Consider the following 12,374-nt stretch of genomic DNA (forward strand, 5'->3'; position numbering starts at 1 on the left):
ATCGAGCATCGTTCGCTCGTGCATCGAGCATCGAGCATCGAGCATCGTGCATCGTTCGTATCGTGAAGGGAGTCACTCGTCGATGGCTGAGATGGCTGAGATGGCAGGCGAAGCCCGCGCCACGGCGCCCGCACCGGCGGGGTCCGTTCTTCAGTACTTCGACGACACCCGGCGCACGTCACCCGCCCTGCCGGCGGTGGAGTACCGGGGCCGCCGCCTTACGTACGACGAACTGGGCCGCGCGGCGGACGCGTTGGCCGCGCGGCTGCACCGGCTCTCCGTCGCCGGCACGGTCGTCGGCGTCCGCACGGACCGCTCGTTCCGGCTGCCGGTCGCCATCCTGGCCGCGCTGCGGGCCGGTGCCGCGTACATGCCGTTGGACCACGCCTATCCGCAGGCGCGGCTCGACTTCATGATGCGGGACAGCGGGATGCGCGTACTGCTCACGCATCGCACCCCTGCGGGCGTACCGCCCGCGCCCGCCGGGACGGAGGTCGTGCTGCTGGACGACGACCTGCCCGGCGACGACCTGCCCGGCGACGACCTGCCCGGCACCGTCGACGGCCCGCCGGACGTCCGCACCGCCACCGCCGACGATCTCGCGTACGTCATCTACACCTCGGGGTCCACCGGCACGCCCAAGGGCGTCGCCATGCCGCACGGCCCGCTGCGCAACCTGATCAGCTGGCAGCGCGGGGCCTTCACCAGCGGGGTCGGCTCCCGCACCCTCCAATTCGCGGCGGCGAGCTTCGACGTCCACTTCGAGGAGATGTTCAGCACGTGGGGCACGGGCGGCTGCCTGGTCCTTGTCGACGAGGAGATCCGCAGGGACTCCCACCGGCTGCTGCGCTTCCTCGACGAGCGGCGGATCAACCGGGTGTTCATGCCGTTCGTGGCCTTCCAGGCGCTCGCCCACACCGCCCAGGACATGGACCGCCGTCCGGGCTCGCTGCGTGAGGTCGTCTGCGGGGGCGAGCAGCTCTACATCACCCCGGCGGTACGGGGATTCTTCGCGGCCCTGCCGGGCGTCGTGCTGCACAACCAGTACGGGCCGTCGGAGACCCACAACGTGACGGCCCTGCGGCTGCCGGGCGACCCCGCGTCCTGGCCGGAGCGCGCCCCCATCGGCCGGTCCATCGACGCCGCGCGCGTTCGGATCCTGGACGCGGACGGCAGCCCGGTCCCGGCCGGAGTCACCGGTGAGATCGTCATCGGCGGTCCGGTGCTCGCCCGTGGCTACCTCAACCGGCCGGGGCTGACCGCCGAGCGTTTCACGCCCGACCCGCTGGGGCCGCCGGGTTCGCGGGTGTACCGGACCGGGGACAGCGGCCGGGTCGACGCGGAGGGACGCATCCACTTCCTCGGCCGCGGGGACGGGCAGGTGAAGATCCGCGGCTACCGCGTGGAGCTGGGCGAGATCGAGTCGGCCGTGCGTGCGCTGCCGGAAGCGGCCGACGCAGCGGTCGTGGTGAACGAGAGCCCCACTGCGGGCAAACGCCTCGTCGCCTACGTCGTGACGGCGTCGCCGCTCCCCGCAGACCTGCGGGACCGGCTCGCCCGGACCCTGCCCGAGTACATGCTGCCGGTCGCGTTCGTCCCGGTGGACCGGCTGCCGCTGACGCCCAGCGGCAAACTCGACCGCCAGGCGCTGGCCGTCCGCGAGTTGACGGTGACGGGCAGCGGCGAGGGACACGACGACGGCCCGGCAGCCGATGGCGGGGTGGAGAAGGATCTCACCCTGCTCTGGGAGCACGTACTGGACGCGAAGGACATCGCGCCCGACGACAACTTCTTCCGCCTGGGCGGCACTTCGCTGCTGGCCGCGGTGCTGATTTCCCGGATCAACGAGAGCTTCGGCGCGTACGCGGACTTGGAGACGTTCATCGCGCGCCCGACGATCGAGGAACTGGCCGAGTGGATCCGAGAGCAGCAGACCACCCCGACTACCCTCCCCCGACCCTACGAACGGTGAGACTGACTTCGTGGTCGAAAGGCTGGATTCGTGATCGAGAGGCTGGATTCGTGATCGACACTGACGACGGACATCTGACGGAGCTGATCGCGGAGTACGAGGAGAACGGCTGGTGCCGCGCCCCGTTCCGGTTCACCGAGCCCTCGGTGGACGTGCTCCGGGACAGCCTGGACGCGATCTGCCGACGGGGCGGCCCCGAGGTGGTCCACGAGCCGGACAGCACGGCGGTCCGCGCGGTGCACGGCTGCCATGAGTTCGACGACGCGTACGCGGCGCTGGTGCGCCACCCCTATCTCCTCGCCCTGGCCGAGGCGTTGACGGGTACGCCGGTGTACGTCTACCAGTTCAAGGTGAACCTGAAACAGGCCCGCGAGGGCCAGGCCTGGCCGTGGCACCAGGACTTCGCCTTCTGGAACGCGGAGGACGGCCTGCCGACACCCGCCGCGGTCACGCTCGCCGTACCGCTGGACGACGTCCACGAGGACAACGGCCCGCTGATGCTGGTCCCCGGCTCCCACCGGGTGGGGTATCTGGGCCCCGGCAAGGTCACGCGCCGGGACAGCGGGGACTGGCGCAAGAACTTCGCGGCGAACCCCGAGCACGTCATGGACGACGCCCGCGCCCAGGAGTTGATCGCGTCCTTCGGCAGCACGCGGGCCACCGGCAGGGCGGGCACGATCCAGGCGTTCCACCCGAACATCGTGCACTCGTCGTCGGACAACACCTCGCCGGACCGGCGGGCGCTCCTGATGGTGTCGTACAACTCCATCGACAACGCACCCCCGAACCCGACCCGCCCGGAATTTCTGGTGGGCCGCGACACGGATCAGCTGAAGCCGCGTTGGGACGAACGCCTGGCGCTCGAAACGGTCTGAGGCCGGCCGGGCGGCTGCCGTGAGGCAGGATGTCCGGCATGCCTCAGGACCCCATACGCGCCATCGCCCCCCTGGACGAAGACCGGATCTCCGCCGCCCTCTCCGGGCTCATCGACGGGAACGGGTACTGGCGGACCGGCACCCTCGCCGGAATTGCCCGCACGGGTGACTACTTGACCGGACGGACCGATGAACTCCCGGGCCAGTACCGGGGTTGGTTCTGGTCGCGTTTCATCGGCCGGATCGGCGCCGTCGCCCTGCGGGCCTCCGCCTTTCCCGTCCACACCGATCTGCGCGAGGTCCTCCTGGCGACGCTGGACGTGTGGGCGGGGACGCCGTTCGCCGATCCGGACACCGTCGCCCGGATGCGGACCGGCACCGTCGAGCTCGCCGAGGACGGCGACTACGCGGCCCGTGACGCGCGTGGCGGCGTCATCGTCGTACACGGAACCGGTGCGAAGACGAGCGGACGTCACTTTGTGGAGCTGCGGACCGGCGAGGCCGACCCGCCCGCGCCCGGCGAGATCACCGGGGCCGAGCCGGTGCCCACGGGCAGCTGGGGCACCCCGGCCCAACTGCGCGAGCTGACCGCCCTCGTACGCGCGAACGGCCCGACCCCGTGGGACCGTGACGCGGCTGTCGCCCTGGCCGATGCCACCGGGCTCAGCCGAGCCGCCGCCTCACTGCTCCTTGCCGGAATCCCGGACGCCTCGTACGTCCGGTGGCGGCTCGACGCCGATGCCCGCAAGACGATGCGGCTCAAGCAGTCGGAGGCCGACGCGGGCCTGCGCGAGCTGAGTTCCCTGTGGGTGCCCGCACGCCTGGACCTGCTCGCCGGGGTCCTTCCGGACGACCCGGTACAACTGTGGCGGCCCGGCGGGCAGGCCGCGCTGGCCGAGCGGATCGCCGAGGCGTGGCGCACGCAGCAGGGCGTACGCCCTGCCATCTCGGAGGCGACGCTCGCGGTGGCGACGGAGCACGAGTCGGTCCGGATGGCACCGGCCGCGGTCTGCGCCGTGTTCGTCGACCCGACGAGCAACGTGGTGCTCACCAAGGACGCCGACACGCGGCTGCGGGCCAGCAGCGTCATCGGCCACGGTTGGGAGGGCGACGACGGCTTCCGCTTCAAGGAACTGCTCGCGGTGATGTGCCAGGCGATTCCCTGGATCTACGCCGAACTGCCGGGCGGCGACCCGCTGCGCGCAGGCGTTCCCGAGGTGACCGCGCTGCTCCGCGAACGGCTCGCTCACCCGGGGATGCTCCTCGACACCAGGGGCCGGTCGCTGGGCGGCAGAACCGTGGCGGACCTGGCGCCGGGCTTCCCCGGCGCCGAGGAGTACCGCGATTCCGTGGACCATCTCGACCACCCCACGCTCGACGACGGACTGACCGTGATCGCCGAGGGCGACATCGACCGGTGGGGCGACCGCAGGTCGCCGCGCGTCTACTTCCGCCCGGCCCGGTACGGCGACGACGACCGTTCGCGGCGTCTGGACGCCGCCGTCGACTGCGAGGGGTCCATGATCTCCCTCGTACGGTGGCTGCGCGGGCCCGAGTGCCGACGCATCGAGGAGCGGATCAGCTCGGGCGCGCTGCCGCCCGGCGCCTACGAGACCGACCCGCGTGCCTCGGCCCCCGACACCGTCGCCGAGTCCGCCGCCGATCTCCGCCTCGGTACGGATGCCGCGACCCTGTATCTCCAGTTGCTCGCGCTGCCGGCGCCCACGGACCGCAGCATCCGCCGCTGGAACAGCTGGACGCCGGCCCGGCACAAGGCGGCGATCGCCGAGCTGCTCGACGCGTCCTTGGTGGTCGCCGACCGCCGCCCGCGCGCGGGCCGCGGGATCTTCCTGCCGGGAGACTGGGCGACGGCGGCGAAGCCGCACCACCCGATGGAGACATGGAAGGCCGACCTCCTGGGCGCCCGCCTCTCCCCCCACCGCGAAAAGGTCCTGACCACCCCTGCCACGGGCCCACTGCCCGAACTGTTCGCGAGGGCCTGGGGGTCGCGGCCCCGCTGACGGCGAGTGGCGGCGGCTCTCCATGTTTCTTGGGGGGCCGCCGCACCTTGTCGCGGTGCGCCGCACCCCTGAAAACAGAAACGGTGCCGGCCGAAAGTCGGCCAGCACCGGATGCTGTACTGCTCTGTGTCCGAGGGGGGACTTGAACCCCCACGCCCGATAAAGGGCACTAGCACCTCAAGCTAGCGCGTCTGCCATTCCGCCACCCGGACTAGGTGTCTGCCGTTCGCGGGGTGTTCCCCGCGGCGACATGGACAACAATACCAAGCTTTCGGAGTGCCTTTCACCTGCGTATCCGCCGGTCGGGAGGTGGCTGCCCGGCGACCCGATCCACCGCGTCTACAGTCTCACCATGAGTGACCGGATGATTACGGGGGCGTTCGGCGGCGGGAAGGTGCGCCGGCCCCGGATGCTGTCCCCGCTGCGCGAGCACCTCCGGGACACGATGTGGTTCGCCCCGACCGCGGGCCTGCTGGGGGCCATGGTCCTGTGGCTGGTCACGGCGGAGCTGGACAGCCGGATCGTGGCGGCCGCGCAGGACGCCGGCGACTACGACACCGTCGAGTCCCTGATGTCGGTCGCCGAGGACGCGAAGGCGGTGATCAGCACCATCGGCTCGGCGATGATGACCTTCGTCGGTGTCGTCTTCAGCATCTCGCTGGTGGCCGTGCAGATGGCGAGCGGGCAGTTCAGCCCTCGGGTGGTGCGGCTGTACGTCAGATCGCGGATCACCAAGATCACGCTCACCGTCTTCCTGGCGACGTTCCTGTTCTCCCTGATGACCCTGACGTCGTTCGACAGCGAGAGCAATCCCCGGCTCCTGTCGACCGTCCCGCTGATCGAGTCGGTCCTCGCGCTGGCGATGGTCTTCCTGAGCCTCCTGTTGTTCGTCGCCTATGTGAACGGGACGCTGCGCATGATGCGCGTCGGTTTCGTGATCGACCGGATCGCCCGGGAGTCGTTCCGGGTGGCGGTGAAGCATCCGACCGAGGGCGCGGTGGACGACGAGCACTTCGGTCCGGAGACCGCCCGGATCACGCACCGCGGGCGGGCCGGTGTGCTGCGGGACGTGAATATCGCCAGGGTCGTGCGGGCCGCGCGCCGCCAGGGCGCCGTGCTGCGGCTCGTGCCCCGCATCGGCGACTTCATGGTGCCCGGTACGCCGGTCTTCACGGTGCACGGCGGATCGCCGCCCCCGCGGCGCGCGCTGCGCTGGACGGTCTCGGTGGGCGTGGAGCGCACCTTCCACCAGGACCTCGGCTTCGGTCTCCGGCAGCTCGCCGACATCGCGCTGCGTGCCCTGTCCCCCGCCGTGAACGATCCGACCACCGCGGTGCAGGCCCTGGACCGCATCGTCCAGTTCCTGGCCTCGGTGGCCGCGTACCCCCTCGGCGCCCTGCACCACCGCGACCGGCGCGGGGCGGTCCGGCTGGTGCAGCCGGTGCCGGACTGGACCGCGCTCGTGGATCTCGGGTTCGCCGAGATCCGCGGCTGCGCGGTCGGCAATCCGCAGGTCACTCGGCGCATGCTGGCCGGGCTCGACGATCTGCTCCGCCTTGCCCCCGAGGACCGCCGCGAGCCGCTCCTGCGCCACCGCGAGCTGCTCGCGCAGGCCGTGGAACGCACGGTCCCGAAGTCCGCGGACCGCACGTTCGCCCTACGCCCCGACCGACAGGGGATCGGATAGGCCTTGCCCTGCCGGTCGGGTTCGCTGACGTTCGGTTCCCGCCCAGACGGGTTCCCTGCCTCAGGTTCCCTGCCGTCAGGTTCCCGGTCGTCGGATTCCTGGTCGTCGGATTCCTGGTCGTCGGGTTCCCGGTCGTCGGATTCCCGGTCGTCGGGTTCCCGGTCGGCCGGGCGTCGCTCAGGCCATCAGGTGGTAGCTCGGGAAGTTCCCCGGTGGCCGCTCCATCGCCGGGCCCTGCGTGACCGCCCGGACCAGGAGCTCGCCGCCGACGAACGCCCCGCGCCAGGACGCGCCGAACCCGCCGAACAGCTCCTCCCTGTCGCCGCGCGAGCGCGGCTTCCCGCGGCCCGTCTTGAACGCCCGGATCTGCGGGGCGAGGCGTTCGTACGTCGCCGGGTCGTCGGTCGACAGGGTGGCGACCAGCGCTCCGTTCGACGCGTTCATGGCCGCGAGCAGCTCCGCCTCCGTGTCGACCAGGACGATGGTGTCGACCGGGCCGAACGGCTCCGCGTGGTGCAGCGGCGAGGACGGCGGCGGGTTGAGGAGCGTGACGGGATGCAGATACGCGGACGTGTCCTGGCCGGGCAGGAACCGCTCCGCGGACGGCGTGCCCCGGTACAGCGGCACGGCACCCCGGTCGACGGCCTCCGTCACCTGGTCGGCGAGCTCCTTGGCCTTGGCGGCGTTGATGAGCGGCCCGAAGTCCAGTCGTGGGCAAGGGTCTTCGGCACGCTCGACCGCCAGCGGGTGACCGACGCGGACGGTGCGTACAGCCGGGAGATAGGCGGCCAGGAACTCGTCGAAGAGGGACCGTTGGACGACGAAGCGCGGGTAGGCGGTACAGCGCTGCTTGCCGTAGTCGAAGAGCTTGGGGACGACCGCGCTCAGCGCGTCCCAGTCGCTGAAGTTCCAGATGCCCCAGGTGTTCAGTCCTTCCTGTTCGAGGATGTGCCGCTTGCCGAGGTCGGCGACGGCCGTGGCGACCGCCGCTCCGGTGTCCCGCCCGCCGACGAAGGAGACGCAGCCGATCTCCGGCGCGCGCACCAGCGCCTCGGACAGCTCTCCGCCGCTGCCGCTGACGAGGGTGACGGGAATTCCCTCGCGGGCGGCCAGCGCACAGGCCAGGGTCAGACAGGCGACGCCGCCGTCGGTCGGGGTCTTGGCGATGACCGCGTTGCCTGCGAGTGCTTGGACCAACACTGCGTGAACGAGCACGCTCATCGGGTAGTTCCAGCTCGCGATGTTGGATATCGGACCGTCCAGCGGGGTCCGGCCCTCGACCATCGGCTCGATGCCGTCGACGTACCAGCGCACGCCGTCGATCGCCCGGTCGACGTCGGCCTGGGCGAGGCGCCAGGGTTTGCCGATCTCCCAGACGAGGAGGAGCGCGAGCAGTTCGCGGTGCTGGGCGAGGGCGTCGAGGGTGGCGGCGACGCGGGCACGCCGTTCCGCCAGCGGGATGTGCCGCCAGGCCCGGTGCTGGTCGAGCGCGGCGCGTACGGCCCGGTGGGCGGTGGCGGCGTCGAGGCGCGGCGGGCCCGCGATGGGGCTGCCGTCGACGGGACTTGTGGCGGGCAGGGCCCTGCCGTCGGCCTGCCAGCCGCCGTTCCACAGGTTGAGGACGTGGTCGTCGCGGAAGGCCTCGGGCGCGACGGCGAGGCAGCGCTGCCAGGCGTCGGCCCAGGCCGTTCCGGCCTTGAGGACGAGTGGGGTGGTGAGGGTGGGTGCCATTCGGGTGTCTCCGCTCACGGTGCACAGTCGGGGCGGGGGGTGCATGGCTTGTACGGGGGGGGTGCATGGCTCGTGCGGAAGTGGTTGCCGTACGGGGCGCGTTCGGCCGTACGGGATGTGCTTGGCCGTACTGGTTGTGCTCAGCCGGACGGGAGCCTCAGGAACCAAGCCGGTCGATGACCAGGCCTGCCGTCTCCGTCGGGGTGGCGCCGACCCGTACTCCGGCGGCCTCCAGCGCCTCCTGCTTGGCCCGTGCCGTACCGGACGAGCCGGAGACGATCGCTCCCGCGTGGCCCATGGTCTTGCCTTCGGGCGCGGTGAAGCCGGCGATATAGGCGACGACGGGTTTGCTGACGGACCGCTGGATGTAGGCGGCCGCGCGTTCCTCGGCGTCGCCGCCGATCTCGCCGATGAGGACGACGAGTTCGGTGTCGGGATCGTCCTCGAAGGCGGCGAGGCAGTCGATGTGGGTGGTGCCGACCACGGGGTCGCCGCCGATGCCGACGCAGGTGGAGAAGCCGATGTCGCGCAGCTCGTACATGAGTTGGTAGGTGAGCGTGCCGGACTTCGACACCAGGCCGATCCGTCCGGGCTTGGTGATGTCGGCGGGGATGATGCCCGCGTTGGCCTGTCCGGGCGTGATGAGGCCGGGGCAGTTGGGTCCGACGACGCGGGTTCCGCGTTCTTTCGCGTACGCGTGGAAGGCGACGGAGTCGTGGACGGGGATACCTTCCGTGATGACGACGGCGAGGCCGATCCCGGCGTCGGCGGCCTCGGTGACGGCCGCCTTGGCGAAGGCGGGCGGCACGAACACGACGGTGACGTCGGCGCCGGTGGCCTCGATGCCTTCGCGTACGGAGCCGAAGACGGGGACCGCGCGGTCGTCGAAGTCGACGGTGCGTCCCGCCTTGCGGGGGTTGACGCCGCCCACGACGTCGGTGCCGGCGGCGAGCATGCGCCGGGTGTGCTTCATGCCCTCTGCGCCCGTCATGCCCTGGACGAGGACCTTGCTCTCCTTGGTGAGGTAGATCGCCATGTCCCGGCTCCTTAGGCTGCGTTGGCGTGTTGTGCCAGCTCGGCGGCGCGGCGCGCGGCGCCGTCCATGGTGGTGGCCTGCTGGACGACGGGGTGCGCACGTTCGTCGAGGATGGCGCGGCCGCGTGCGGCGTTGTTGCCGTCGAGGCGTACCACGAGCGGCTTGGTCAGCTGGACCGACTCCAGGGCCTGGACGATGCCGTCGGCGACGGCGTCGCAGGCGGTGATGCCTCCGAAGACGTTGACGAAGACGGACTTGACCGCCGGGTCGGAGAGGATGACCGAGAGTCCGTCGGCCATGATCTGGGCGGAGGCGCCCCCTCCGATGTCGAGGAAGTTCGCCGGGCGTGCTCCGCAGCCGGCGACCACGTCGAGGGTGGACATGACGAGGCCCGCGCCGTTGCCGATGATGCCGACCTCGCCGTCAAGCTTCACGTAGTTGAGGCCCTTGGCCGCGGCGGCCGTCTCCAGGGGGTCGTCGTGCGCGGTGTCATCGGCTCCCCAACGGGCCTGGCGGAAGCGTGCGTTGTCGTCCAGAGTGACCTTGCCGTCCAGGGCGAGGATGTCTCCCTGGGCCGTGCTCACCAAGGGGTTCACCTCCACCAGGAGGGCGTCCTCGCGGACGAGTACCTGCCACAGCCTGACGAGGACATCGGCGGTGGCTTCGGGAAGTCCGGCCGCCGCTGCGATCTCCGTGGCCTTCGCCGGTGTCACGCCCTGCGCCGGGTCGATCTCGACGCGCGCCACGGCCTGTGGCCTGCTCGCGGCGACTTCCTCGATCTCCATGCCGCCTTCCGCGGAGGCGATGGCGAGGAAGCGGCCTGCCGCGCGGTCCAGTACGTACGAGACGTAGAACTCGCTGTCGATCTCCACCGGTTGGGCCAGCATCACCTGGCGCACGGTGTGGCCCTTGATGTCCATGCCGAGGATCTGACGTGCCGTGATCTCGGCAGCGGCGGCGTCCGCGGCGAGCTTCACACCGCCTGCCTTGCCGCGCCCTCCCGTCTTCACCTGGGCCTTGACGACGACTCGGCCGCCGAGGCGTTCGGCGCCGACGCGTGCCTCCTTCGCCGTGCCGGCGACTTCGGCCGCCGGGACCGAGATGCCGTATTCCTCGAAGAGTTCCCTTGCCTGGTGCTCGAACAGGTCCATTCCGGCTCCTGACGCCGTGTCGATCCGGGGAGTGGACCCCGGACCCCCGAAAAGTGCCGCACGCCCCCTGGACACCACCCACCGGATGCGGGATAACAAGCTTCATACAGTATTCGTCGACTGTATGCAATCTACCGCGAGAGCACCTACGAGCAGCGCCTGAGCACCCCAACTCCCCTACGAAGGGACAGGACTTCGCCATGCCCGACGGCAGCAGCGACACCAACCAGGCCCCCCACATCTCCGGTGGTCACCTGGTCGCCAAAGCACTCAAGGCGGAGGGTGTGGAGGTCATCTACACCCTCTGCGGCGGCCACATCATCGACATCTACGACGGCTGCGTCGACGAGGGCATCGAAGTCGTCGACGTACGCCATGAACAGGTCGCCGCCCACGCGGCGGACGGGTACGCGCGCCTTACCGGAAAGCCGGGGTGCGCCGTGGTGACGGCCGGGCCGGGCACGACGGACGCCGTCACGGGCGTCGCGAACGCCTTCCGCGCGGAGTCCCCCATGCTGCTCATCGGCGGCCAAGGGGCGCACACCCAGCACAAGATGGGGTCGCTCCAGGACCTTCCGCACGTCGACATGATGACGCCGATCACCAAGTTCGCCGCGACCGTGCCGGACACGGCCCGCGCCGCGGACATGGTGTCGATGGCTTTCCGCGAGTGCTACCACGGCGCTCCCGGACCCTCCTTCCTGGAGATACCGCGCGATGTGCTCGACGCCAAGGTCCCGGTGGACAAGGCCCGCGTCCCCAAGGCCGGCCAGTACCGCGCCTCGACCCGTTCGGCCGGCGACCCCGAGGCCATCGAGAAGCTCGCCGACCTCCTCGTGCACGCCGAGAAGCCCGCGATCCTGCTGGGCGGCCAGGTGTGGACGACACGCGGCACGGAGTCCGCCATCGAGCTGGTCCGCACCCTGAACGTGCCCGCCTACATGAACGGCGCGGGACGCGGCACGCTGCCGCCCGGAGACCCGCACCACTTCCAGCTCTCGCGGCGCTACGCCTTCTCCAACGCCGACCTCATCGTGATCGTGGGAACCCCCTTCGACTTCCGCATGGGGTACGGAAAGCGGCTCTCCCCGGACGCGACCGTCGTCCAGATCGACCTCGACTACCGGACCGTCGGCAAGAACCGGGACATCGACCTCGGCATCGTCGGGGACGCCGGGCTGATCCTGAAGTCGGTCACCGAGGCGGCGTCGGGCCGCGTCAACGGAGGCGCGTCCAAGCGCAAGGAGTGGCTCGACGAACTGCGGGCCGCCGAGCAGACGGCGATCGAGAAGCGGCTGCCGAACCTCCGCTCCGACGCCTCACCGATCCACCCGTACCGCCTCGTCAGCGAAATCAACGACTTCCTTACCGAAGACTCGATCTACATCGGTGACGGCGGGGACATCGTCACCTTCTCCGGGCAGGTCGTCCAGCCCAAGTCGCCCGGCCACTGGATGGATCCGGGGCCCCTCGGCACGCTCGGCGTCGGCATCCCCTTCGTGCTCGCCGCGAAGCAGGCACGGCCCGACAAGGAGGTGGTGGCCCTCTTCGGAGACGGCGCCTTCTCGCTGACCGGCTGGGACTTCGAGACGCTCGTCCGCTACAACCTGCCGTTCGTCGGGATCGTCGGCAACAACTCCTCCATGAACCAGATCCGCTACGGCCAGAAGGCCAAGTACGGCGAGGAGCGCGAGCGGGTCGGCAACACCCTCGGAGACGTCCACTACGACAAGTTCGCCCAGATGCTGGGCGGCTACGGCGAGGAGGTCCGCGACCCCGCCGACATCGGTCCCGCGCTGCGCCGCGCGCGCGAGTCCGGGAAGCCCTCGCTCATCAACGTATGGGTCGATCCGGACGCGTACGCCCCCGGAACCATGAACCAGACCATGTACAAGTGAGGA

At 70.7% G+C, this 12,374-nt stretch carries 8 protein-coding genes and 1 tRNA gene; 5 read left to right on the forward strand and 4 right to left on the reverse strand.

The window, feature by feature from the left end:
* Nucleotides 1–82: 82 nt before the first annotated feature.
* The 3 genes from ACIBKX_RS10300 to ACIBKX_RS10310 are packed head-to-tail and all read left to right on the forward strand — an operon-like array spanning nucleotide 83 to nucleotide 4,868.
* The gene (locus tag ACIBKX_RS10300; RefSeq protein WP_363271436.1) at nucleotides 83–1,972 is read left to right on the forward strand and encodes a non-ribosomal peptide synthetase; all 1,890 of its coding nucleotides are present in this window, start codon (nucleotides 83–85) and stop codon (nucleotides 1,970–1,972) included.
* A 50-nt stretch (nucleotides 1,973–2,022) separates the two neighbouring features.
* Complete coding sequence (locus ACIBKX_RS10305; protein ID WP_363271437.1) at nucleotides 2,023–2,847, forward strand: phytanoyl-CoA dioxygenase family protein; 825 nt, start codon at nucleotides 2,023–2,025, stop codon at nucleotides 2,845–2,847.
* A 38-nt stretch (nucleotides 2,848–2,885) separates the two neighbouring features.
* Nucleotides 2,886–4,868 carry a hypothetical protein gene (locus ACIBKX_RS10310; protein ID WP_363271438.1) on the forward strand — a complete coding sequence of 661 codons (1,983 nt, stop codon included), beginning with the start codon at nucleotides 2,886–2,888 and terminating at the stop codon, nucleotides 4,866–4,868.
* Nucleotides 4,869–4,995: 127 nt separating this feature from the next.
* On the opposite strand, the gene ACIBKX_RS10315 is transcribed toward ACIBKX_RS10310, so the two are convergent.
* Nucleotides 4,996–5,080, reverse strand: a tRNA-Leu gene (locus tag ACIBKX_RS10315).
* Nucleotides 5,081–5,220: 140 nt separating this feature from the next.
* On the opposite strand from ACIBKX_RS10315, the gene ACIBKX_RS10320 reads away from it, so the two are divergent.
* A complete protein-coding gene (locus ACIBKX_RS10320) occupies nucleotides 5,221–6,555 on the forward strand; it encodes a DUF2254 domain-containing protein (RefSeq protein ID WP_363271439.1) in 1,335 nt (444 codons plus the stop codon).
* A 177-nt stretch (nucleotides 6,556–6,732) separates the two neighbouring features.
* On the opposite strand, the gene ACIBKX_RS10325 is transcribed toward ACIBKX_RS10320, so the two are convergent.
* From ACIBKX_RS10325 to sucC, 3 genes are all read right to left on the reverse strand, one after another.
* On the reverse strand, nucleotides 6,733–8,286 hold the full coding sequence (locus tag ACIBKX_RS10325) for an aldehyde dehydrogenase family protein (protein ID WP_363271440.1): 1,554 nt from the start codon (nucleotides 8,284–8,286) through the stop codon (nucleotides 6,733–6,735).
* A 157-nt stretch (nucleotides 8,287–8,443) separates the two neighbouring features.
* A complete protein-coding gene (sucD, locus tag ACIBKX_RS10330; protein ID WP_363271441.1) occupies nucleotides 8,444–9,322 on the reverse strand; it encodes a succinate--CoA ligase subunit alpha in 879 nt (292 codons plus the stop codon).
* A gap of 11 nt (nucleotides 9,323–9,333) precedes the next feature.
* A complete protein-coding gene (sucC, locus tag ACIBKX_RS10335) occupies nucleotides 9,334–10,473 on the reverse strand; it encodes an ADP-forming succinate--CoA ligase subunit beta (RefSeq protein ID WP_363271442.1) in 1,140 nt (379 codons plus the stop codon).
* 200 nt (nucleotides 10,474–10,673) lie between these two features.
* Between sucC and ACIBKX_RS10340 the strand changes: the two genes are divergently transcribed.
* Entirely contained in the window at nucleotides 10,674–12,371 is a 1,698-nt protein-coding gene (locus ACIBKX_RS10340; RefSeq protein ID WP_363271443.1) for a thiamine pyrophosphate-binding protein, read from the forward strand.
* Nucleotides 12,372–12,374 lie beyond the last annotated feature (3 nt).

Source organism: Streptomyces sp. NPDC050658 (assembly GCF_044457025.1).
GTDB lineage: Bacteria > Actinomycetota > Actinomycetes > Streptomycetales > Streptomycetaceae > Streptomyces.